The sequence below is a fragment of the Cedecea selenatireducens genome (genome assembly GCF_042138895.1).
Lineage (GTDB): Bacteria > Pseudomonadota > Gammaproteobacteria > Enterobacterales > Enterobacteriaceae > Cedecea > Cedecea selenatireducens.
On sequence record NZ_JBHIKW010000003.1, the window covers coordinates 148,265 to 169,816 of the forward strand.

The window sequence follows — 21,552 nt, forward strand, 5'->3', positions numbered from 1 at the left end:
TGTCAGGCTATCAACGCGAGTGCGTCGGCGAGAATTCTGTCGCCGCGCATCATTCCGTAATCCATAGAGTTAATGACCGTGACCGGGATCCGTTTGGGAGCGGCCTGAGCCTTAAAATCTTCCAGACGGTATTTGATCTGCGGACCGAGTAAACAGCAATCAAATTCAGGCAAAGCATCCGTGAACTCTTCGATACCCACCGCCTTAATCTCAACCTCAATCTGTTGATCCTGGGCGGCCTGTTTCATCCTGTTCACGACCATACTGGTAGACATACCAGCGGCACAGCATAAAAGGATACGTTTCATAGACGACTCTTATTATTAGGTACAGGGGTGGTTACGGGATTCAGTATTCCTCGCGGAATTTATTACTGCAACCGGTTACTGCAACCGGTTTCATTGATTGTGAAGGAGATCCAGAAATTTCTGACAAGGCGGGTATGAGATAAGTATAAGCGGTTTACAGAAAGCACAAGCTTATGCGAAATTATTTGCCACCTGGATCAGGAGAAAATCATGAGTTTGCAGTCCGTGCGGCAATTCTTCGCCGATCATGCCCCAGATATAGATATCATCGAGCTAAGCCAAAGCACCGCTACCGTCGCGCTTGCCGCTGCGGCCCACAATGTGGCCCCCGGGCAAATAGCCAAAACGCTCTCATTAAAAGTCAAAAACGACATTATTCTGATCGTCGCGAAAGGCGATGCTCGTCTTGATAATAAGAAACTTAAAGAAGCTTTTGGCGCTAAAGCGCGCATGCTCAGCAGCGATGAAGTAGTGAACTGGACCGGGCATCCGGTCGGCGGCGTTTGCCCGTTTGGGCTAGAAAACCCGCTGGCGGTATTCTGCGACATTTCGCTGCGCCAGTACGATGAAGTATTGCCCGCCGCAGGCGCTATCCACAGCGCCGTCCGCATCTCCCCTGAACGTATGGCCGAATTAACTCAGGCTAAATGGGTGGACGTCTGCCTGTAATTGCGGCTTAAGTGACTCAAAGCTTGATCTGACGCGACTAATGAAGCGATGCGCTCATGTTAAATGGATAAACGTTAAGCGCATTTCATTCTCTTTCGTCAGGATAAGCATGCAGCCAGATGTTGTTCCCCAACGGGACGTCACTCGTTTATGTATTCAGTGTGCGCTCTTTTTGCTGCAGCACGGGGCAGAAAGCGCGCTGGTAGAAGAGCTTTCAACCCGCCTCGGCAAAGCGCTGGGCATGGACAGCGTGGAAAGCTCAATCTCCGCTAACGCCATTGTGCTCAGCACCATCAAAGACAACCAATGCCTGACGACCACGCGTAAAAATGTCGATCGCGGGATCAATATGCATGTTGTGACCGAAGTGCAGCACATCGTGATCCTCGCCGAACACAAACTGCTCGATGCAGGGGACGTTCATAAGCGCTTCGAACACATCAAACCGCTGCGCTACCCGCGCTGGATGGTGATGCTGATGGTCGGTCTTTCCTGCGGCTGCTTCTGCAAACTGAATAACGGCGGCTGGGACGGCGCGCTGGTCACCTTTATTGCCAGCTCGCTGGCGATGTATGTACGCCAGTTGCTCACGCATCGCCAGCTTCACCCACAGATAAACTTCTGCATCACCGCGTTTGTCGCCACCAGCGTCTCCGGGCTGCTGATCGCCAAGGGCCCGTTTGCCGCTACCTCCAACATTGCGATGGCCGCAAGCGTACTGCTGCTGGTTCCCGGTTTCCCGCTGATTAACGCCGTAGCCGATATGTTCAAAGGCCACGTCAACACCGGCCTGGCCCGCTGGGCGATGGCCAGCCTGCTCACGCTTGCCACCTGCATCGGCGTGGTGATGGCGATGTCGGTATGGGGGCTGCGAGGATGGGCATAATCGAATTTATTCTGGCTTTGCTTCAGGATATGGCGCTGTCCGCCGTGCCGGCGGCAGGTTTTGCGCTGGTGTTTAACGTACCCCAGCGCGCCCTGCCCTACTGCGCCCTGCTCGGCGGCATCGGCCACGGTTCGCGTATGGCGATGATGAGCGCAGGCCTGAACATCGAATGGAGCACTTTTCTGGCTTCGATTCTGGTCGGCATCATTGGTATTCAGTGGTCACGCTGGTATCTTGCTCATCCAAAAGTTTTCACCGTTGCGGCCGTTATTCCCATGTTCCCAGGGATCTACGCCTACACCGCCATGATCTCGGCGGTAAAATTGACACACTTCGGCTACAGCGATCCGCTGATGATCCAGCTGGTGACTAATTTTCTGAAGGCTTCGTTTATCGTAGGCGCGCTGTCGATTGGCCTCTCGCTGCCGGGGCTTTGGCTGTATCGCAAAAAACCTCGGGTCTGATGATGAGCGGGCAGAGAAGCCGCCGCAAAATAAAACTTGCTATTTAATAGTGCACTATCTATATTGAGAACCATGAAGAAGACATCGACCGAAACGAACGCCCTGCTGCTGGACAACCAGCTTTGCTTCGCGCTCTACTCCGCCAACCTGGCGGTGAACAAGCTCTACCGCCAGCTGCTCGCGCCGCTGCAGCTTACCTATCCGCAATATCTGGTGATGCTGGTGCTGTGGGAGCAGGACGATGTCACGGTGTCGCAAATTGGCGAGCGTCTGTTTTTAGACTCGGCCACCCTGACTCCGCTGCTGAAACGCCTGGAAAACGCGGGGCTGCTGTTACGTCAGCGTTCACGCGAAGATGAGCGCCAGGTAGCCGTGACGCTGACCCAGGAAGGGAAAGCGCTGCAGGAAAAAGCGCTGGGTATTCCAGATTCCGTCCGCTGTGCTTCGGCCTGCAGCGTGGACAGCATGCTGGCGCTCAAAACACAGCTGGAAACCTTGCGCAGTAATTTAAATACGTAATAATTAACCGTCGATATTGTCGGCGGTTTTTAAAACACCATATAAATCGCACGCTATTTTATAGCGTAAATGCAATGTAAGATGAGGAACCTGCCATGTCTTTAGAAAAAGTCGTTTATACCGCAAAAGCCAAAGCTACCGGTGGCCGTGAAGGCCGCGCAACCTCTTCCGACGGCGTGCTGGACGTCAAGCTGGGCCTGCCAAAAGAGATGGGCGGCGCGGGTGGCGAAGTCACTAACCCTGAGCAGCTATTCGCCGCAGGCTATTCTGCCTGCTTCCTGGGCGCGATGAAGTTCGTCTCCGGCCGTGACAAAATCTCCATGCCGTCTGAAGCTTTCATTGAAGGTGAAGTCGGCATCGGGCCACTGCCGACCGGTTTCGGCATCGAAGCTAAGCTGAACATCCACCTGCCTGGTATGGACGCTGCCGAAGCGAAAAAACTGGTCGACGCAGCACACATCGTTTGCCCTTACTCCAACGCGACCCGCGGCAACATCGACGTGACCCTGAACATCATCAACTGATGTGAACTGATGTAACGAGCCGGGGAAACCCGGCTTTTTCACCTGAATCCCCGGTTTAAGACAACTCTCAATCCCCCTGCTTGCGGCCAAAGCGCTATACTCTCGCCTGAAATCTCCTGCACTGCAGGCAAACAAAGCGAGTATCACAAGATGAAAGCAAGGAATAAAACTCTCTGCGCCATGGCTCTGGCAGCGGCCTTTTTCACCGGCGAGGCAACTGCTGCAAGCTGGCAGGATCAGCTTTCCAGTGCCGCAAGCGAGCTGAGCAAAAGCAACGGCACGACCGCCAGCAACGGCGCTCAAAGTGGCGGTCTTTCTCTCTCTTCATTGACCAGCCTGCTTAACGGCAACAGCAAGTCACTTAGCTCAAGCACGATGACCAATGCGGCCGGCGTAATGGAATACTGCGCGAAGAATAAACTGGCTTCCGTCACCAATACCGACAATATCAAAAACCAGCTGATGACTAAGCTGGGGCTGGAAAGCAGCACCAAGCCTGCCGACAAGCAGGACTACAACCAGGGTCTAATGGGCCTGCTGAATACGGCCAACGGTCAGAAGCTGGATCTGAACAGCATCGGCAACTCGCCGCTAGCCGAAAAAGTGAAAACTAAAGCCTGCGACCTGGTACTCAAACAGGGCATGAATTACCTGTCGTAACGGCAGCAAAGAAACGGCCTCTCGAAGAGGCCGTTTTTATTTAGTTTGCCAGCGAGCAGCTGTAGTCCAGCATCTCTTCCGCCGAGCCCTGATTCCCGCCCAGCAGCTGGCGAGGATTGGCCAACAGCACCACATCCCCTTTCGCTGTCACCACGCGCGCCAGGCCAAAGTTCTCCATTTCGTCATCCTGCGCCTTCACATACTCCGCCAGCACGGTAAACGGATTAGCTTCTGCAGGGACTTTTATCGCCAGATATTTATGCCCGAGGATCTCCGCGCCAAACGGCTGCCACTGGGTACCCACTTTATCGGCAAGCTGGTTAATGGACTGGTACACCTCAGGACGCAGGCAGGAGAGATGAATATGTAGCTGGTTCTGGGAGCGCCCGTAGCGGGAATTGATTGCCAGCACTAAATCGTCATCTCGCACCGCTTTTGTGGTTTCATCCAGCAGGAAATGGCGGTTATCCCACGCGTCCTGGAAATAGTTTGGCGCGCCGTTTTCGAGAATTTTCGGGCTTTCAATGCCGGTAATTTTGTCCGTCGGCATCAGCAGAGTATGCAGCGGGCCCTTCGCATCTTTGAACACCAGGTAGCGCTGCGCCAGGTCGACCTTCAGGCAAGGCGCCGGTGAGTTGTTCTGCTGCTGGTTAGGAATGCACTGCTGGCTGATGATATTCCAGAGAGCATCACTGTGGCGATGCAGCAGCCACAGGCGGATTGCGACGGCGGCCAGCAGCAAAATCAGCAGCACAACCACCACGCGCAGGATCTTTTTCATGTCAGGTTTTCCTTGTGAAATCAGGGTGCTTTTCGTTGTTGTAATACGCGAACAATAAGCTGGAAGCAGGCTTCAATTTGCGGCGCAAACGGCTCGGTGCTTCGCATCAGCGCCACGGTGCGGCTGAGCGAAGGCTGCTGCAAATGAATCACTTTCAGCTCGGGGTCCTGCAAAAAGGTGGTGTAAAGCTGCGGCAAAATCGCCACCGCCAGCTGCGAGCGCACCAGCCCGTAAAGCGTTTCAATAAAATCGACCTGATAGCGTGCATTTAGCGTCAGCCGCTGGCTTTCGGCCATTGCCGCCACCAGCCGGCTGATATTGCCTTTTGAAAATACGGCGATGTCCCGCTTCACCAGGCTCCGCCACGGCGCATGGCTGGATTCTGCCAGAGGATCGTGACAGTTGACTACCGCCACAAAGGGATCCTCCTGCAGCGGATGGATTTCCAGCGTTTTAGGCACCGAACTGTCCAGCGCGCCCAGGCCAAAGTCCAGCTGACCGCTTTCCAGTTGGGCTATCAGCGCATCGTTGGTGCGATCGTGAAACTCTACGCGCAGGCGAGGAAAAGCTTCGGCGATCAATTGGGGAATATCGGGGAACAGCAGGCTACCTACCGACGGCACCAGGCCTATGCGAAGCGTGCCGTCGCCTCCGTCCTGCACAATACGCTGCATATCGTCAAAGGAGCGCTGCGCGACGTTGAGCACGCGTTCGGCATGAGGCAGCAGCGCCGCGCCTAAGTCCGTTAATGTCACTGCGGCCGCGGTACGATTTACCAGCTTGCCGCCCAGCACGGACTCAATCTGCCGTAGCGCGCTGCTCAGCGCGGGCTGACTGATCGCCAGCCGGCTGGCGGTATCGGTGAAATGACGAAGTTTCGCCAGCGTCACAAAATACTGGATCTGTTTTAACGAGAGTGCGGGAAGGCGCTGCCAGGGTTCAGCCATTGGGGTATCAGGGTTGCCAGGTAAACGTTTGCCACAGGATAAACGTTTCTTATCGGCTGATAAATTAAATCATCTGGGCAAAGCGTATTCCCCTGCCTAGAGTAGCCGCCAGAGCCTCTTTTTTGGAACCCTGCCATGACCTCTGCTGATTTACGACGCCGGGCGGTAAAAGCCGCCCTCGGTGAAGCGCCTTTCGACCTGCTGCTCATTAATGGCAGAGTCGTTGATATGGCAACCGGAGAAACACGTGAAGCCGATGTCGGTATAGTCGGCACGCTTATCGCCAGCGTACATCCTCGCGGCAGCCGCGAAGATGCCGCCCAGACCCACGATCTTGCCGGCAATTACCTCAGCCCAGGGCTGATGGATACCCACGTTCACGTTGAAAGCTCCCACCTGCCGCCCGCCCGCTATGCCGAAATCGTCGTTGCCCAGGGCACCACAACTATTTTTTGGGATCCGCACGAGCTGGCGAACGTGCTCGGCATTGAGGGCGTACGCTACGCCGTTGACGCCAGCCGCAACCTGCCGCTGCGCGTGATCTGCGCGGCGCCGTCCAGCGTGCCTTCAACGCCGGGGCTGGAGATGTCCGGCGCAGATTTTGCCGGGAAAGAGATGGAAACCCTGCTCTCCTGGCCTGAAGTGGCAGGCGTAGCCGAAGTGATGGATATGCACGGCGTGCTCAACGGCAGCGAGAGAATGCTGGAAATTCTTAACGCTGGCCTGGAGAGCGGCAAGCTGATTGAAGGGCATGCGCGGGGCCTCAGCGGCGCTGGACTGCAGGCCTACCTGGCGGCTGGCGTAACGTCCGACCATGAACTGACCTCCGCGGCAGATGCGCTGGAAAAACTGCGCGCCGGGCTGACTTTGGAAATTCGTGGTTCACACCCGTATCTGCTGCCGGAGATCGTCGCCGCGCTGAACGGCCTGCCGCATCTTTCCTCACAGGTCACCGTCTGCACCGATGACGTGCCGCCGGACATGCTGCTGGCAAAAGGGGGGATTGTGGCGCTGCTTAACCTGCTTATTGATCACGGCATGAAGGCCACGGATGCTTTGCGTCTGGCCACGCTCAATGCCTCGCTGCGCCTGCAGCGCCCGGATCTCGGTCTGGTTGCCGCAGGGCGCACCGCCGATCTGGTGGTGTTTGATTCACTGGAAAAACTGAGCGCCAAAACCGTTTACGTTGCCGGGAAGCTTGTAGCCGAACAGGGGAAAATGCTGGAGCCCGTCGCGGCGCCGTCTATCGTTCCTCCGCGAGATACCGTGCAGCTGCAGCCGCTAAACCCAAACGATTTTGTACTCAAAGTGCCGGTCAACAATGGCCGCGCACGCCTGCGCCACATCAAGGGCGCTCGCTTCACCCAATGGAGCGAAGTCGAGGTGGAAGTCCGGCACGGTGAAGTCCAGCTGCCAGAAGGTTTCAGCCTGATTTGGGTTCAGCATCGTCACGGCCGCCACGAGGCAAAACCTCAGCTGGCGCTGCTCGAAGGCTGGGGAGAACTTCGCGGGGCCATTGCCACAACCTATTCGCACGACTCGCACAATCTGGTGGTGCTGGGCAGAGATCCGCACGACATGGCGCTGGCCGCCAACGAGCTTATCGCCTGCGGGGGCGGGATGGCGCTGAGCCAGAACGGGCAGATGCTGGCGAAGGTAGAAATGCCGATTGCCGGAATGCTCTCCGATCTTCCCGCCGCCGAGCTGGCGCAGCAGTTTGCTCAATTACGCGAATTGAGCAATAAAGTCGCCGACTGGGAGCCGCCGTACCGCGTGTTCAAGGCTATCGAAGGCACCTGCCTCGCCTGTAACGCCGGGCCACATTTGACCGATCTGGGCCTGACGGATGGCAGCACTCGCCAGATAGTCGACCCGCTTATTGAATGCCACGAACATCCGGCAGACGCACACACAACACATTAATCCGGAGAGCCAAATAATGGCCGAAAATTCAGTGTCTCAGGCCGCCAGTGAAAGCTGGCTGGAGCGGCGATTCCAGCTCCGCAGCCGCCAAAGCAAAGTGAAAACCGAATGCCTCGCGGGCGTGACCGGCTTTCTCGCTGCAGCTTATCTTTTAGTGGTTATCCCCGGCCTGCTTGCCGTAGGCGGCATGGATAAAGGCGCGGCAACTACCGGGACGATCATCGTCTTCGTCATCGGCACCCTGCTGATGGCGTTTTACGGCAACCTGCCGTTTATTGTCGGGCCGGGTATCGGCGGCTCGGTGCTGGTGGGCGTTACGCTCGCCGGGAGCGAGCATATTGGCTGGCAGATTGGCCTCGGCATCGCCTGCTGGTCAGGCATTCTGTTCTTTGCGCTTACCCGCCTCGGCCTGCGCGAGGTCGTGACGCGCTCGGTGCCGCAGTCGATAAAGCTCGGGCTTACGGCCTCCATCGGGCTGTTCGTCGCGGTGCTGGGCTTCCGTAACGCTGGCCTGGTGCTGGCAAACGCGAAAACCAACGCTCTGGCGCTCGGCGACTTTACCTCTGCTGGCGCGATGGTTGCGCTGTGCGGCCTGTTCCTGGCCATTGCCCTTCAGGCTCGCCGCATACCGGGCGCCATTTTGTGGGCTATCCTGTTTGCCACGCTGGTCGGCATACCGCTGGGCGTCACCCATCTGCCGCAAAGCTTTATCGCTATGCCGCACTCGCTGGCACCGGTCTTGGGCCACGTTGATATGCTCGGCGCGCTGAACATCGCCTTCCTGCCGTTCCTGTTTGTGTTCTTTGCTTCAGAGTTTTTCTCCACTATGGGCACCACGCTGGCGGTGGGCGGCGAAGCCGGGCTGCTGGACGAACATGGCAACATGCAGCACATCAACCGTCCGTTTATGGTGGACTCCATTGCCGCAGCGCTGGGCCCGTGGGTCGGCATTCCGGCCGCCACCGCGCTGATTGAGTCTTCGGCGGCGGCAGAAGCTGGCGGTAAAACCGGCCTGACCGCGCTGGCGGCGGCGGTGATGTTCCTGCTGATGCTGCTGTTTACGCCGATCGCACTGATGATCCCTAAAGAAGCGACTGCACCCGCGCTGATCCTTATCGGCCTGAACATGTTCAGCGGCCTGCGCAAAGTGGATCTGGGGAACTTTACCGACGGCCTGCCGGTACTGATGATGGTGATGATCACGCTTATCGCCAACAGCTTCGGCACCGGGATCGCCGGCGGTCTGCTGTTCTACATCATCATTAAAGTGATTGCCGGTAAGTGGCGTGAAATTCCGGTGGGGCTGTACCTGCTGGCGATTCCGCTGGTCTATTACTTCGCCACGTTAGTGAAGCACTAGAAACAAAAATGCCCTCGGAAGAGGGCATTTTTCTTCAGGCGGCTGGATTTAGCCGTTGGTCTGGATCTTCTTGATGATATTGGTGGTAGAGCAGCCATCTTCGAAGTTCAGTACCATCACTTCCCCGCCGTTGGCCCAAACTTCTTTGCTGCCGGCAATCTGTTCTGGTTTGTAGTCGCCGCCCTTCACTAAACGATCCGGCAGGACCTCACCAATCAGGCGCTGCGGCGTGTCTTCTTCAAACAGCACTACCCAGTCCACGGCTTCCAGCGCCGCCAGCACGATCATGCGCTGATCCTGCGGGTTGACCGGGCGAGTTTCGCCTTTCAGGCGTTTGGTAGAAGCATCGCTGTTCACCGCCACAATCAAACGGTCACCCAGCTTGCGGGCGTTCGCCAGGTAAGATACGTGGCCCGCATGCAGAATATCGAACACGCCGTTGGTCATCACTACACGCTCACCGCGCTTGCGCGCAGCGGCGACGGCAACTTTCAGCTCGGCTTCAGTCATTACGCCAAAGCCCGTTTCTGCGCGACCACGTACCGCGTTTTCCAGCTCGACCGGAGAAACGGTTGACGTTCCCAGCTTGCCAACGACCACGCCCGCCGCAGCGTTGGCGAAGTAGCAAGCTTCTTCCAGAGAGTTTCCCGCCGCAAGCGTCGCCGCCAGCACGCCGATCACCGTATCACCGGCCCCGGTCACGTCGTAGACTTCCTGCGCCTGGGTTGGCAGATGGAATGGCTCAATGCCCGGCTGCAGCAGCGTCATGCCCTGCTCGGAACGCGTCACCAGCAGCGCCGACAGTTCATAGTCGGCAATCAGCTTCATGCCTCGTTCCACCAGCTCGGCTTCGGTTTTGCATTTGCCGACCACGGCCTCGAACTCGGAAAGATTCGGGGTCAGCAGCGTGGCACCACGGTAACGCTCAAAGTCCGTACCTTTCGGGTCGATCAGCACCGGCACTTTGGCTTCACGCGCGAGGCGAATCATCTGTTGCACGGTTGCCAACGCGCCTTTGGCGTAGTCGGAAAGCACCAGCGCGCCAATCTGCGGCAGCGCCTGGCTGATACGCTCGTGCAAGGGTTCTGGATCTACGCCCTCAAACCCTTCTTCAAAGTCGAGGCGAATCAGCTGCTGGTTACGGGAAAGCACGCGCAGCTTGGTAATCGTTGGGTGAGTCGGAACGGACACGAAGTCGCACTTCACGTTGACGCCGGCCAGGCTTTGGCTGAGCGCACGAGCCGCATCGTCAATACCGGTCAGGCCGACCAGGCGAGAATTAGCGCCAAGCGAAGCAATGTTCATCGCCACGTTAGCCGCACCGCCAGGGCGTTCTTCAATGGTATCCACCTTTACCACCGGCACCGGGGCTTCCGGCGAGATACGGCTGGTTGGGCCGTACCAGTAGCGATCCAGCATCACATCACCAACCACCATGACGCCTGCACGGCTGTATTCGGGCAGCGTTACTTTCATTCCTGACTCTCCAGCGAGGGATAAAATTTTGCGCGGGATGATAACATAATTACGCCCCGGCGTGCGTTTGCGGCTCGCCAAGCCAGGTTTGCCAGCTGCGGCGCACCTGCTCACGTTCTTCAACGAAAGCGTCCAGCGCAACGTTCCCAGGCAATTCCTGTAACGCCAGATGGTGCAATTCATCGCGCAGCGTGACATAGGCGTGGGTCAGGGCTTTAGCCTCGGACTCTGCCACAATGTCGTTTTGCGCCATCAGCTCCAGAATGCGGACGTTATCAGACCAGCGGGTAAGCTTCGGCGCTTCGCTGGCATAGCGCAGCACCAGATATTGCGTAATAAATTCGATGTCAGTGATACCGCCTTCATCGGCTTTAATATCAAAACGATCGCGGTGTTTATTGCCCAGATGCGCGCGCATTTTTTCACGCATCTCGCGCACTTCAACCTGCAGCGCCTGCCCTTCTCGTGGCGTGCAAAGGATCTCGCGACGAATGGCATCAAACTGGCGGTTAAGCGCCGGGTCACCGTAAACAACGCGGGCCCGGACCAGCGCCTGATGCTCCCAGGTCCAGGCTTCATTTTTCTGATAATCGGCAAAGGATTCTGCCGTTGTCACCAGCATTCCTGCCGCACCGGATGGCCTGAGACGAGCATCGACTTCGTACAGAATACCGGTCGAGGTTCGCGTGCTGAACAGGTGCATAATGCGCTGGGCAAGGCGCAGGTAGAACTGGCGACCATCGATTTCCCGCTCGCCGTCCGTCATGACTTCCATCGGGCAATCGTGCAGGAAGACCAAATCCAGATCGGAACTGTAGCCCAGTTCCCAGCCGCCCAGTTTTCCGTATCCCAGCACGGCAAAGCCACGGCCTTCTCTGTCCTGCAGATGCCGGGGCTGACCGTAGCGCGCCACCATTTGCGTCCAGGCTCGCTGAACCACCGCATCCAGAATAGCCTCGGCAAGCCAGGTCAAATGGTCGCTAACCTTCATGACCGGCAAGGTTCCGGCGATATCGGCTGCCGCCACGCGCAGCATCTGGGCCTGTTTGAACTGGCGTAACGCTTCGAGCTGCTGCTCTTCGTCTTCGTCCGGCACTCGCAGCAGGTACTGACGGAGTTCGTCGCGATAAGCATCCATTGCCGTTGGCTGGTACAGCGTGTTGGGATCGAGCAATTCATCAAGCAGCAGCGGGTAGCTGGCAAGCTGCGCGGCAATCATCGGCGAGGCCGCACAGAGTGTGATCAGGTGCTTGAGCGCGCCGGGGAATTCGCTGAGCAGCTCCAGATAGGTCGTGCGGGTGAGAATGCCAAACAGCAACGGCGTTAAGCGGGAAAACGTCAACGGCGCGTCGGCCCGGGAACAGACTTCGCTCAGCAGGTGCGGCAGCAGCTGATCCAGCACCTGGCGGCCACGTGGGCCAATAGTGCGCTTGTCGATCTCCTGACGGAAATGGCTAACTTGCTTGAGTAATTCGGCCCGTGCCTCAGCAGTTAAATGACTTAGCACCGCCGTATTTTCATCGGCGTCCAGGGCGTCAATCCACAGTTCACGCCATGCCTCAGAGACTTTATCCTCCCCGGCTTCGGGCTCATCGTCGCCAATCAGGTCATTAAAGACCTGGCGCACGTCGTTCATATGCAGCAGCAGCGTCTGCTGAAGCGCATTCCAGTCTGCGGCCTGCATCGCCCAGGCCAGGCGAGCGCGATTAAGATCGTCCCCCGGCAAGGTTTGCGTCTGCTCGTCGTTGATACTTTGCAGCAGGTTTTCCAGCCGACGCAAATAGAGGTAGGCCGCGCGGAGTTTCTGTGCATCCTCTTCCGGGAGCAAATGAAGCTGCTGGATGGCGTCGAGGGTAGGCAGCAGAGAGCGGGACTGCAGCGAAGGCTCTCGCCCGCCGCGGATGAGCTGGAAGACCTGAACGATAAACTCGATTTCACGGATACCGCCCGCGCCGAGCTTAATATTGTCCGTCAGCCCCCGGCGGCGCACTTCGCGGGCAATCATGCCCTTCATGTTACGCAAGGACTGGATCACGCTAAAGTCGATGTAGCGGCGGAACACGAACGGGCGCAGCGTGTTGCGCAGCTCCTGGCTCCACACGTCGTCGTTGTCACCCATAATGCGCGCTTTCACCATCGCGTAGCGCTCCCAGTCGCGCCCCTGCTCCTGGTAATAATCTTCCAGCGCGGCAAAGCTGAGCACCAGCGGGCCGCTGTCGCCAAACGGACGCAGGCGCATATCCACGCGGTAAACAAAACCGTCCTGCGTCGGCTGGTCGAGGACTTTAATCAGGCGTTGCCCCATGCGGGTAAAGAACTGGGCGTTATCCAGCTCGCGTCGTCCGCCCTGGGTTGAACCGTTCTCCGGCCAGGCAAAAATCAGGTCGATATCGGAAGAGAAATTCAGTTCGCCACCGCCGAGCTTGCCCATGCCGAGGATCAGCAGCGGCTGAGGCTCTCCGGCTGCGTTACAGGGCGTGCCCCACTCGCGACAGCAGGCAGCATAGAGCCAGTCGCGGGCGGCCACGATAAGCGTTTCAGCCAGCACGCTAAGCTGTTGCAGCGTGCTTTGGGTATCCACCTGCTCCAGCGCCTGCCCCCAGGCAATGCGCACCATAATGCGGCGACGGAAAAAACGCAGCGCTTTCATTAATGCCGCTTCGTCGTGTACATCCTGCAAGTCATGCTGCAGCCAGGCGGCATAATGTTGCCATTCGTCAGCCTTGGGCGCGTCCTGCTGCAACGTTTGCAGCCAGGCGGGATACGCCACCACGCTGTCACCAACAAAATCACTTATCGCCAGCACCGCGCGAGCTTCGTCGCTCAGTGTCAGGGAGTCAATCTCTTGCGGCAGGCGCGGCAAAAACGCCTGCAGGTGCTGCTGTAATAAAGGAGTCAGCGACATCATGGTGGGTATCCGTTGCCAGTCTATTATTTCCCGCTATGCAGCCAGAATGGCGCCTGCGAGATCGCTTCGTTTCGGTAATGCTCTATTTCGATGCGCTGGCGGGTAACGATGGCGTGGCGCAGTCCGTGCCAGTTTTCCAACCATGGCTGAGTTTGCGCATCGCTGTATACCCCGGCCAGCAGGCGAATAGAATCCGTCTCACGCGCCAGGCGCGGCAGCTGGTCAGCATAGCTGTCTCCCAGCGGGCGCTGGAAGGTCTCTTTCAGCTCGGCCGCGTGGCGGGAAAGGTGAGTATCGGCAAAACGCTTGAAGGAGCCATCCAGCTTAGCGCGCGCTTTTTCATCAACAAACGCCTGCCACTGGCGCTCCACCAGCCAGCGGGTCAACGCCAGTTTGGCGCTGCTTGCCTGCGCGCTGTACACCATTGCCTCGGCTTTTTCATCGTCGGCAAAGCGGGTTTCAAGCGCAATCAGCTGCTCACGCAAGTGAGTGCTCGCTTTTCTTGGAATTATGCCGCCGAAAAGCGCCAGAGCATGACGCACCAGGCCCACGGCATCAATCACCTGCTGTCTGGCCGCTTTCACGCCGCTAAGCCACAGCTCTTCATGGTAGAGCCAGTGAGCGAGCGCCAGCTCCAGGGAACCTTCCAGACCTTGTTCAACGGTGGCTTTAGCTGGTGGGTAGAGCACGCCCAGCGGCTTCACTTCGCGCACCGCATTGCCTTGAGCCAGGTGATAACCGCGCGCCGCTTTGCTCAGGCTGCCCTGACGCAGGCCAGGCTCAGTGACCAGGCTTTCCGCCAGGGCCAGCAGGTCTGACGTTTCACCGGCTAACAGTTCAAGTTCGAGTTCGCAGATCGGCGTCTGGTGCTCCCCGGCTTTCACTTCACCGAGATCCAGCGCCAGCTCAATGCGGCTCGCACCGTGAGTAACCACCCACTTTTCACGCGCAAAGTCGGTGCTGAACAGCGGCTTAACCCCGGCCTGCAGCGCCGCCACGTCCAGCCCTTCGGGCCACACTTCCGCCGGCAGCAAAGCGAGATCCAGCTCGGGCTTGCTTAGCTCTACGTTATATTCAGGGCGCTGATGCAGCCCGCCGGTCACGCGTCCGGCGATTTTCATCGTCATTTCATAGCGCCCGGCATCCCCACGAATGCGCAGCCCCATGTCGTGACGACGCAGCTGGTTATCCGCTGTTTCATAATAGATATTGAGCAACTGCCGTGGATCGCTGTGCTCGCCCGGCAGGGCATTCAACTTGTCGCGCAGCGCGTCAAGCGCAGCAGGGTTAACGATGAATTTGAGTTCGATTTCCTGAGCCATGTCTTCTTTACTTTTGTTTACGTCACACCAGGCAACATCCTGGCGAACTAAATAGCGTCGATTAGGTCTGTAATAGTACGACAAAATACCCCTTCGGGTAGCGAATTTGCGGTAGTGCAGGAACGCCTGGTGGTGAAATTGACATCAGGATGATTCTCATTCAGGTTTACGGATTGCACCGTCAGACTGTTGCCACTACTATCGTTCCACACTTTATGAAAATAACGACGAAATAATGCAGAAATTACGCCTGATTTGCCTCACTTTGCTGTCCCTTAGCGTTTCCGTCGTGGCTCATGCCGAAGAAAAACGTTATGTCTCTGATGAATTGAACACCTGGGTCCGCAGTGGCCCGGGCGATAACTACCGCCTGGTTGGCACCGTCAACGCAGGGGAACAAGTCACGCTGCTGCAAAGCAATGAAGAAACGAAATACGGCCAGGTACGCGACAGCAACGGGCGCACTTCCTGGATCCCGCTTGCTCAGCTGAGCGCCAATCCAAGCCTGCGTACCCGCGTACCCGATCTGGAAAACCAGGTCAAAACGCTGACCGACAAGCTGAATAACATCGACACAACCTGGAACCAGCGTACCGCTGAAATGCAGCAGAAGGTTGCCCAGAGCGACACCGTGATTAACGGCCTGAAGGACGAGAATCAGCAGCTCAAAAACCAGCTAATCGTCGCCAAGAAAAAGGTGGATGCCGCCAACGTCCAGCTTGACGATAAACAGCGCGCCATCATCATGCAGTGGTTTATGTACGGCGGCGGTGTGGCTGGGTTTGGCCTGCTGATTGGCCTGCTGCTTCCGCACATGATCCCAAGCCGTAAGAAGAAAGACCGCTGGATGAACTAACGGCGACACATTAGCCGTTGCTTCCCCCTCGCATCTACACTTACCATTCGTGGTTCAATAACGGTGCCTGGGGTGTAAAGCGTGAAGATTTATCTGGTCGGTGGTGCAGTTCGTGATGGGTTATTAAAACTACCGGTTAAGGATAAAGACTGGGTTGTGGTTGGGATGACGCCTCAGCAAATGCTGGATGAAGGCTACGAGCAGGTCGGGAAAGACTTTCCTGTGTTCCTGCATCCGCAAACCCACGAAGAGTATGCTCTGGCCCGTACCGAAAGGAAATCAGGCCAGGGCTATACCGGCTTTACCTGCTATTCAGCCCCGGACGTCACGCTTGAACAGGATCTCCTGCGCCGCGACCTGACGATCAACGCCATTGCCCAGGATGAGAACGGCGAGATTATCGATCCGTATAACGGCCTCGCCGACATCGAGCGTCGCCTGCTGCGCCATGTTTCACCGGCTTTCAATGAAGACCCGCTGCGCGTCCTGCGCGTGGCGCGTTTTGCTGCACGCTACGCCCACCTGAATTTCCAGATAGCGCCAGAAACCCTCGCGCTGATGCGTGAAATGACCGACAACGGTGAAATCGCCCATCTCACCGCCGAACGCGTCTGGAAGGAGACGGAAAACGCGCTGACCAGCCGTAACCCGCAGGTCTTTTTTGCCGTGCTGCGCGAATGCGGCGCCCTGAAAGTCCTGTTCCCGGAAATCGACGCGCTATACGGCGTTCCGGCGCCGGCAAAATGGCACCCGGAAATAGACACCGGTATTCATACGCTGATGACCCTGTCTATTGCCGCGCAGCTTAGCCCGGAGGTAGACGTTCGCTTTGCCACGCTGTGTCACGACCTCGGCAAGGGGTTGACGCCAAAAGAAAAATGGCCAAGCCACCACGGCCACGGCCCGGCGGGCGTTAAGCTTGTGGAGCAACTTTGTGCCCGCCTGCGCATCCCGAATGACATTCGTGACCTGGCAAAACTGGTCGCCGAGTTCCACGACCTGATCCACACCTTCCCGATTTTGCAGCCAAAAACGGTGATAAAGCTGTTCGACGCCATCGACGCCTGGCGTAAGCCGCATCGCGTGGAGCAAATCGCCTTAACCAGCGAGGCCGATGCCCGAGGGCGCACCGGTTTTGAGGCCAGTGATTATCCGCAGGGCAGAATGCTGCGCGCGGCCTGGATTGCGGCGCAGAGCGTAACGAACAAAGAAGTGATTGAAGCTGGATTCAGCGGCCCGGCAATCAGGGAAGAGCTGACGAAGCGGAGAATTAAAGCGGTTGCGGTCTGGAAGGAGCAGCACTGCCCCCAGCCGCAAGGCTGAGGGCATCAGAAACTAGGTGAAGATAAAGAACACCACTGCGGCTACCACGAAGCGGTAGATAGCGAACGGAATAAACGAAATTCGCTTAATCAGATGCAGGAAGGTTTTGATGGCGATTAGCGCGACGATAAAGGCGGTAACAAAGCCCACGGCAAACATTGGCAGGTCGCCCATCGTCAGGAAGCCGATACTCTTATAGAGGTCAAGCGCCGTCGCCCCCATCATCATCGGCACCGCCAGCAGGAACGAGAACTCAGAGGCCGCATAGCGGCTAACGCCCATCAGCATCCCGCCGGAAATGGTTGCCCCGGAACGAGAGAAGCCCGGCCAAAGCGCCAGACACTGGAAGCAGCCAATCATAAATGCCTGACGGTAGGTTATGTCGTCCACGCCAACCGCACTCGGCACCTTCGGCTTCAGGCATTCCGCCGCAATCAGCAGCACGCCGCCGACCACCAGGGCATACATCACATTCACCGGGTTAAACAGCGATTTAATGGCATCGTGAAGAACAAGTCCCAGCACCACCGCCGGTATCATGCCGAGCAGAATATGAATCAGTGAAAGACGCCCCGTGCCTACCCCTTCATGCTCGGGAGGACGGCCAAAATGAATGCCAATCAGGCCAAACAGACGACGCCAGAACATCACGACCACGGCGAGAATAGAGCCAAGCTGGATAACCACTTCGAAGGTTTCAGCCGTCTGCCCCTCAAAGCCTAAAAGATGCCCCACAATAATCATGTGCCCGGTAGACGATACCGGTAAAAACTCGGTTAACCCTTCAACAACGCCAAGAATGGCGGCAATTGCCAAGGTTGGTAGATCGCTCATCACTTAACCCTCATCCCCAAAAACAGACACAAAAAAACGGCCTACGCAGGACGTTAGCCGCAAAAGATACGTTGATAAGACCCGCCGGTCACCGTTTGGTTTAACGATCCCGGTAATTATTTGCCTGGTTTCAGATTACTGCCACGCTCGATGATAACCCCAACGTTAGCGGCCTGAGCTACCGCCCCTGGCTTACTCACCTTCAGGCGAATCCACGGCGAGTTAAAGCGGGCCAGCAGCAGTTCCGCTATTTCTTCAGCCACGCGCTCCACCAGGGCAAAGCGTCCGCCGCTGACGTGCTTAATCACGGCTTCGCTCACATCCGCATAGCTGAGGCAATCCTTTACATCATCGCTGCCCGCGGCTTTGCGGTTATCCCAGGCCATTTCGATATCGAACACCAGCTTCTGTTCAATGGTCTGTTCCCAGTCGTAAACACCGATGGTGGTGATTACCGAAAGCTGCTCTATAAATACAATGTCCATCACGCCCTGCCCGGTTTTTAGTCATGCCGGATACCACTTCCGGCGAAATATGCGTATTATCCACAGATGCAAAGAAGACTTCGACACTTTCAACATGGAACAGCGTTATGAGTGCAATCGCGCCTGGTATGATCCTCCTCGCGTATCTTTGCGGCTCGATTTCTAGCGCCATTCTGGTTTGCCGCATTGCCGGTCTCCCCGATCCACGCGAGAGCGGCTCCGGTAACCCAGGAGCAACCAATGTATTACGCATTGGCGGTAAAGGTGCAGCCGCAGCGGTACTGATTTTTGACGTTCTGAAAGGCATGCTGCCCGTCTGGGCGGCGTGGGCGTTGGGTGTGACCCCCTTCTGGCTTGGCCTGATTGCCATTGCCGCCTGCCTCGGCCATATCTGGCCGGTGTTCTTTAAATTCCGCGGCGGTAAAGGCGTGGCGACGGCATTTGGCGCCATCGCACCCATCGGCTGGGATTTAACCGGCGTGATGGCCGGAACCTGGCTGCTAAGCGTGTTATTAAGCGGCTACTCTTCTCTCGGCGCGATTATCAGCGCGCTGATCGCCCCGTTCTACGTGTGGTGGTTCAAGCCGCAGTTCACCTTCCCGGTAGCCATGCTTTCCTGCCTGATTCTGATGCGTCACCACGACAATATTCAGCGCCTGTGGCGTGGCCAGGAAACAAAGATCTGGGCGCGGTTTAAGAAGAAAAAGAAAAAAACCGAGCAGGAATAACCCGTCTCGCTTGAGACCAGCCAGAAACAACAAAGGAGTGATAAATCACTCCTTTTTTACGCCCGTAACAAGCCTGCTATCCCAGCGGACTTTAGGCGTGGTTTAACAATCGCTCTGCCGTTTACCGGCCAGGGAAAAACATCGCGGCAAGCTCCTGGCCCGGCTCATCTGCCCGCATAAAAGCTTCACCGACAAGGAAGTTATTCACGTTGGCTTCGCGCAGGCGAATCACATGTTCACGCGTGGCAATGCCGGACTCGGTCACCACCATTCGATCCGCCGGAAGCTGAGCTAACAGGCTAATCGTGGTTTCGATCGTTGTTTCGAAGGTGCGCAGATTACGGTTGTTGACGCCAATAAGCGGCGTGGTCAGCCGGAGTGAACGTTCCAGCTCATCGGCATCGTGAACCTCTACCAGCACCGCCATGCCCAGTTCGTGGGCCTGCGCCTCAAGCTCCTGCATCTGGCCGTCTTCAAGCGCGGAGACGATAAGCAGAATGCAATCTGCCCCCATCGCCCTGGCTTCCACAACCTGCCACGGATCGATGATAAAATCTTTGCGTAAAACCGGCAGCTCGCAGGCGGCACGAGCCTGCTGCAGATAAGCCGCGCTGCCCTGGAAGAACTGCACGTCAGTCAGCACCGACAGGCAGGCGGCACCGCCCTGTTGATACGATGCCGCTATCTCAGCAGGATTGAAATTCTCACGAATCAACCCTTTCGACGGGCTGGCCTTTTTCACTTCGGCAATCACCCCAGCCAGACCTGCATCACGCTTGTGGCGCAGCGCGGCAACAAAATCACGGTGATTCTGTGCGGCGGCCTGTTCAGCAAGCTGGCTTAGGGAAATTGCTTTTTTAGCGGCGGCAATTTCTTCATGCTTAACGTCGATAATTTTGCTGAGGATATCGGACACAATGTTCTCCAGGTTCAGTCGGGTATCGCGATAGATTGCCGGATTGTGCGCCGAAAGTACCGGGCAAATTCCGCTTTCGTTTGTTGCAGAGTATTACCAGGCAGGATGGGCTGCGGGGACAAAAAAGGAGCGGTTAAACGCTCCTTTTAGTTTGCTTATCAGGCGGCGGGTAACTCTGCCAGCGGCCAACGTGGACGCACGCTAACGCTCAGCTCGCCGGAGGTGCCGGCTTTCAGGCGAATCATCCCGGCATAGGCAATCATTGCGCCATTGTCGGTGCAAAACTCCGGGCGAGCGTAAAACACTTCGCCGCGGCGTTTAGTCATCATCTCGGCCAGTTTTGCGCGCAGGGTACGGTTTGCGCTCACGCCGCCCGCCATCACCAGCCGCTTAAAGCCGGTATGATCGAGCGCGCGTTTACATTTGATTGCCAGCGTGTCCACAACCGCATCTTCGAAAGCGCGGGCGATATCAGCGCGAGTCCGATCGTCAGCGTCGTTATCGCGAATGGTGTTTGCGGCAAAGGTTTTCAGACCAGAGAAGCTAAAGTCCATCCCCGGACGGTCAGTCATCGGGCGTGGGAAGGTAAAGCGCCCCGCCGTGCCCTGCGCCGCCATTTTGGACAGCAGCGGCCCACCTGGATAGTCGAGCCCCAGCAGCTTGGCGGTTTTATCAAATGCCTCACCGGCCGCATCGTCGATAGACTCGCCCAGCAGTTCATATTTACCAATGCCGGTCACGCTGATGAGCTGGGTATGGCCGCCGGAAACCAGCAGCGCGACAAACGGAAACTCGGGCGGATTGTCTTCCAGCATCGGGGCCAGCAGGTGACCTTCCATATGGTGTACCGGCACGGCTGGCACATCCCAGGCAAACGCCAGCGAGCGGCCAATCGTGGCGCCAACCAGCAGCGCGCCCACCAGACCCGGCCCGGCGGTATAGGCTACGCCGTCGATATCTTTTGCGGTTAATCCGGCTTCTTTCAGCGCGGCCTGGATAAGCGGCACGGTCTTGCGAACGTGATCGCGGGAGGCCAGCTCCGGCACCACGCCGCCGTAGTCAGCGTGCAGTTTCACCTGACTATACAATTGGTTGGCTAATAACCCTTTCTCATCGTCATAAATGGCGATGCCGGTTTCATCACAGGATGTTTCGATTCCCAGTACACGCATGGCTTGTTTTACCTCTTTGGCCCGGCGCGAAGTTTAATCCCGGTGGCTTCCTTTGTAAAACTTTGCTGCCCTATACCCCGCCTGATGGTGTATAATCTGCGGTCCTGGAAGATACCGGCCCTAAAAGCCAGGTTTCTCGTCGTTCGGTGCTTTACAAAGCAGCAAGAGTTGCAGTAAAATTCCGCACCATTTTGAATTAAGCTGGCCTGTATGCCAGCGGCAAACCGAATTATTAAAGGTGAGAGTTACATGCCGGTAATTAAAGTACGTGAAAACGAGCCGTTCGACGTAGCACTGCGTCGCTTCAAGCGTTCATGCGAAAAAGCAGGCGTTCTGGCTGAAGTCCGTCGTCGTGAGTTCTATGAAAAACCAACGACCGAACGTAAGCGCGCTAAAGCTTCTGCTGTGAAACGCCACGCGAAGAAACTGGCTCGCGAAAACGCACGCCGCACTCGTCTGTACTAATCTTCTGAGGATTCACTCCTCAACTT

At 57.0% G+C, this 21,552-nt stretch carries 22 protein-coding genes; 12 read left to right on the forward strand and 10 right to left on the reverse strand.

Annotated elements, in window-relative coordinates; all coding sequences use genetic code 11:
* Positions 1-2: 2 nt before the first annotated feature.
* Positions 3-308 carry a PTS sugar transporter subunit IIB gene (locus ACE38U_RS06085; protein ID WP_038475827.1) on the reverse strand — a complete coding sequence of 102 codons (306 nt, stop codon included), beginning with the start codon at positions 306-308 and terminating at the stop codon, positions 3-5.
* 210 nt (positions 309-518) lie between these two features.
* Here ACE38U_RS06085 and ACE38U_RS06090 point away from each other — a divergent pair, with 210 nt between their 5' ends.
* From ACE38U_RS06090 to ACE38U_RS06115, 6 genes are all read left to right on the forward strand, one after another.
* Complete coding sequence (locus ACE38U_RS06090) at positions 519-977, forward strand: YbaK/EbsC family protein (RefSeq protein WP_176982825.1); 459 nt, start codon at positions 519-521, stop codon at positions 975-977.
* A gap of 109 nt (positions 978-1,086) precedes the next feature.
* A complete protein-coding gene (locus ACE38U_RS06095; protein ID WP_038475833.1) occupies positions 1,087-1,863 on the forward strand; it encodes a threonine/serine exporter family protein in 777 nt (258 codons plus the stop codon).
* Entirely contained in the window at positions 1,854-2,327 is a 474-nt protein-coding gene (locus ACE38U_RS06100; protein ID WP_038475836.1) for a threonine/serine exporter, read from the forward strand. Before ACE38U_RS06095 ends, ACE38U_RS06100 begins: the two co-directional genes overlap by 10 nt.
* A gap of 72 nt (positions 2,328-2,399) precedes the next feature.
* Positions 2,400-2,846 (forward strand): MarR family winged helix-turn-helix transcriptional regulator, encoded by a 447-nt coding sequence (locus tag ACE38U_RS06105; RefSeq protein WP_176982826.1) that lies wholly within the window; start codon positions 2,400-2,402, stop codon positions 2,844-2,846.
* Between the two features lie 95 nt (positions 2,847-2,941).
* Positions 2,942-3,370 carry an organic hydroperoxide resistance protein gene (locus ACE38U_RS06110; protein WP_038475842.1) on the forward strand — a complete coding sequence of 143 codons (429 nt, stop codon included), beginning with the start codon at positions 2,942-2,944 and terminating at the stop codon, positions 3,368-3,370.
* A gap of 150 nt (positions 3,371-3,520) precedes the next feature.
* Positions 3,521-4,030, forward strand: a complete 510-nt coding sequence (locus tag ACE38U_RS06115) for a YjjA family protein (RefSeq protein WP_038475845.1) — start codon at positions 3,521-3,523, stop codon at positions 4,028-4,030.
* A 40-nt stretch (positions 4,031-4,070) separates the two neighbouring features.
* Here ACE38U_RS06115 and ACE38U_RS06120 read toward each other — a convergent pair whose 3' ends face one another.
* Positions 4,071-4,811: a CDP-diacylglycerol diphosphatase gene (locus ACE38U_RS06120; RefSeq protein ID WP_375529346.1), complete on the reverse strand. Its 741-nt coding sequence runs from the start codon at positions 4,809-4,811 to the stop codon at positions 4,071-4,073.
* A 20-nt stretch (positions 4,812-4,831) separates the two neighbouring features.
* The gene (locus ACE38U_RS06125) at positions 4,832-5,758 is read right to left on the reverse strand and encodes a LysR family transcriptional regulator (protein ID WP_038475852.1); all 927 of its coding nucleotides are present in this window, start codon (positions 5,756-5,758) and stop codon (positions 4,832-4,834) included.
* A 135-nt stretch (positions 5,759-5,893) separates the two neighbouring features.
* Here ACE38U_RS06125 and ACE38U_RS06130 point away from each other — a divergent pair, with 135 nt between their 5' ends.
* Entirely contained in the window at positions 5,894-7,681 is a 1,788-nt protein-coding gene (locus ACE38U_RS06130; protein ID WP_375529347.1) for an adenine deaminase, read from the forward strand.
* 16 nt (positions 7,682-7,697) lie between these two features.
* Positions 7,698-9,041, forward strand: a complete 1,344-nt coding sequence (locus ACE38U_RS06135; protein ID WP_176982829.1) for an NCS2 family permease — start codon at positions 7,698-7,700, stop codon at positions 9,039-9,041.
* A 48-nt stretch (positions 9,042-9,089) separates the two neighbouring features.
* Here the strand turns inward: ACE38U_RS06135 and hldE are convergent, their stop codons facing one another.
* Genes hldE through ACE38U_RS06150 form a run of 3 tightly spaced genes read right to left on the reverse strand, consistent with a single transcriptional unit; the run spans position 9,090 to position 14,747 of the window.
* Positions 9,090-10,517, reverse strand: coding sequence for a bifunctional D-glycero-beta-D-manno-heptose-7-phosphate kinase/D-glycero-beta-D-manno-heptose 1-phosphate adenylyltransferase HldE (gene hldE / locus ACE38U_RS06140; RefSeq protein ID WP_038475862.1), 1,428 nt, complete (start codon positions 10,515-10,517; stop codon positions 9,090-9,092).
* A gap of 49 nt (positions 10,518-10,566) precedes the next feature.
* A complete protein-coding gene (gene glnE / locus ACE38U_RS06145; RefSeq protein WP_375529439.1) occupies positions 10,567-13,422 on the reverse strand; it encodes a bifunctional [glutamate--ammonia ligase]-adenylyl-L-tyrosine phosphorylase/[glutamate--ammonia-ligase] adenylyltransferase in 2,856 nt (951 codons plus the stop codon).
* A 26-nt stretch (positions 13,423-13,448) separates the two neighbouring features.
* Positions 13,449-14,747, reverse strand: coding sequence for a CYTH domain-containing protein (locus ACE38U_RS06150; RefSeq protein ID WP_375529440.1), 1,299 nt, complete (start codon positions 14,745-14,747; stop codon positions 13,449-13,451).
* A gap of 235 nt (positions 14,748-14,982) precedes the next feature.
* On the opposite strand from ACE38U_RS06150, the gene ACE38U_RS06155 reads away from it, so the two are divergent.
* Positions 14,983-15,603 carry a TIGR04211 family SH3 domain-containing protein gene (locus ACE38U_RS06155; RefSeq protein ID WP_375529348.1) on the forward strand — a complete coding sequence of 207 codons (621 nt, stop codon included), beginning with the start codon at positions 14,983-14,985 and terminating at the stop codon, positions 15,601-15,603.
* A gap of 81 nt (positions 15,604-15,684) precedes the next feature.
* On the forward strand, positions 15,685-16,926 hold the full coding sequence (locus tag ACE38U_RS06160) for a multifunctional CCA addition/repair protein (protein ID WP_038475871.1): 1,242 nt from the start codon (positions 15,685-15,687) through the stop codon (positions 16,924-16,926).
* Between the two features lie 12 nt (positions 16,927-16,938).
* On the opposite strand, the gene bacA is transcribed toward ACE38U_RS06160, so the two are convergent.
* Entirely contained in the window at positions 16,939-17,760 is an 822-nt protein-coding gene (bacA, locus tag ACE38U_RS06165) for an undecaprenyl-diphosphate phosphatase (RefSeq protein WP_038475874.1), read from the reverse strand.
* 116 nt (positions 17,761-17,876) lie between these two features.
* A complete protein-coding gene (gene folB / locus ACE38U_RS06170; protein WP_038475877.1) occupies positions 17,877-18,245 on the reverse strand; it encodes a bifunctional dihydroneopterin aldolase/7,8-dihydroneopterin epimerase in 369 nt (122 codons plus the stop codon).
* A gap of 107 nt (positions 18,246-18,352) precedes the next feature.
* On the opposite strand from folB, the gene plsY reads away from it, so the two are divergent.
* On the forward strand, positions 18,353-18,973 hold the full coding sequence (plsY, locus tag ACE38U_RS06175) for a glycerol-3-phosphate 1-O-acyltransferase PlsY (RefSeq protein WP_038475880.1): 621 nt from the start codon (positions 18,353-18,355) through the stop codon (positions 18,971-18,973).
* A gap of 121 nt (positions 18,974-19,094) precedes the next feature.
* Here plsY and trpC read toward each other — a convergent pair whose 3' ends face one another.
* Both trpC and tsaD read right to left on the reverse strand, forming a co-directional pair.
* Positions 19,095-19,889, reverse strand: coding sequence for an indole-3-glycerol phosphate synthase TrpC (gene trpC / locus ACE38U_RS06180; RefSeq protein ID WP_375529349.1), 795 nt, complete (start codon positions 19,887-19,889; stop codon positions 19,095-19,097).
* Between the two features lie 158 nt (positions 19,890-20,047).
* Positions 20,048-21,061: a tRNA (adenosine(37)-N6)-threonylcarbamoyltransferase complex transferase subunit TsaD gene (gene tsaD / locus ACE38U_RS06185; RefSeq protein WP_038475886.1), complete on the reverse strand. Its 1,014-nt coding sequence runs from the start codon at positions 21,059-21,061 to the stop codon at positions 20,048-20,050.
* A gap of 249 nt (positions 21,062-21,310) precedes the next feature.
* Here tsaD and rpsU point away from each other — a divergent pair, with 249 nt between their 5' ends.
* Positions 21,311-21,526 (forward strand): 30S ribosomal protein S21, encoded by a 216-nt coding sequence (rpsU, locus tag ACE38U_RS06190; RefSeq protein WP_001144069.1) that lies wholly within the window; start codon positions 21,311-21,313, stop codon positions 21,524-21,526.
* The last annotated feature ends 26 nt before the right edge of the window (positions 21,527-21,552 follow it).

Bases quoted from the DNA above. Each gene is read 5' to 3' on its own strand.
- ACE38U_RS06115 (WP_038475845.1), top strand. From the start codon at position 3,521: ATGAAAGCAAGGAATAAAACTCTCTGCGCCATGGCTCTGGCAGCGGCC.
- ACE38U_RS06105 (WP_176982826.1), top strand. From the start codon at position 2,400: ATGAAGAAGACATCGACCGAAACGAACGCCCTGCTGCTGGACAACCAG.
- plsY (WP_038475880.1), top strand. From the start codon at position 18,353: ATGAGTGCAATCGCGCCTGGTATGATCCTCCTCGCGTATCTTTGCGGC.
- ACE38U_RS06110 (WP_038475842.1), top strand. From the start codon at position 2,942: ATGTCTTTAGAAAAAGTCGTTTATACCGCAAAAGCCAAAGCTACCGGT.
- ACE38U_RS06135 (WP_176982829.1), top strand. From the start codon at position 7,698: ATGGCCGAAAATTCAGTGTCTCAGGCCGCCAGTGAAAGCTGGCTGGAG.
- ACE38U_RS06125 (WP_038475852.1), bottom strand. From the start codon at position 5,758: ATGGCTGAACCCTGGCAGCGCCTTCCCGCACTCTCGTTAAAACAGATC.
- ACE38U_RS06095 (WP_038475833.1), top strand. From the start codon at position 1,087: ATGCAGCCAGATGTTGTTCCCCAACGGGACGTCACTCGTTTATGTATT.
- ACE38U_RS06130 (WP_375529347.1), top strand. From the start codon at position 5,894: ATGACCTCTGCTGATTTACGACGCCGGGCGGTAAAAGCCGCCCTCGGT.
- rpsU (WP_001144069.1), top strand. From the start codon at position 21,311: ATGCCGGTAATTAAAGTACGTGAAAACGAGCCGTTCGACGTAGCACTG.
- ACE38U_RS06150 (WP_375529440.1), bottom strand. From the start codon at position 14,747: ATGGCTCAGGAAATCGAACTCAAATTCATCGTTAACCCTGCTGCGCTT.
- glnE (WP_375529439.1), bottom strand. From the start codon at position 13,422: ATGTCGCTGACTCCTTTATTACAGCAGCACCTGCAGGCGTTTTTGCCG.
- hldE (WP_038475862.1), bottom strand. From the start codon at position 10,517: ATGAAAGTAACGCTGCCCGAATACAGCCGTGCAGGCGTCATGGTGGTT.
- ACE38U_RS06100 (WP_038475836.1), top strand. From the start codon at position 1,854: ATGGGCATAATCGAATTTATTCTGGCTTTGCTTCAGGATATGGCGCTG.
- ACE38U_RS06090 (WP_176982825.1), top strand. From the start codon at position 519: ATGAGTTTGCAGTCCGTGCGGCAATTCTTCGCCGATCATGCCCCAGAT.
- ACE38U_RS06120 (WP_375529346.1), bottom strand. From the start codon at position 4,811: ATGAAAAAGATCCTGCGCGTGGTGGTTGTGCTGCTGATTTTGCTGCTG.
- folB (WP_038475877.1), bottom strand. From the start codon at position 18,245: ATGGACATTGTATTTATAGAGCAGCTTTCGGTAATCACCACCATCGGT.
- tsaD (WP_038475886.1), bottom strand. From the start codon at position 21,061: ATGCGTGTACTGGGAATCGAAACATCCTGTGATGAAACCGGCATCGCC.
- ACE38U_RS06155 (WP_375529348.1), top strand. From the start codon at position 14,983: ATGCAGAAATTACGCCTGATTTGCCTCACTTTGCTGTCCCTTAGCGTT.
- ACE38U_RS06085 (WP_038475827.1), bottom strand. From the start codon at position 308: ATGAAACGTATCCTTTTATGCTGTGCCGCTGGTATGTCTACCAGTATG.
- bacA (WP_038475874.1), bottom strand. From the start codon at position 17,760: ATGAGCGATCTACCAACCTTGGCAATTGCCGCCATTCTTGGCGTTGTT.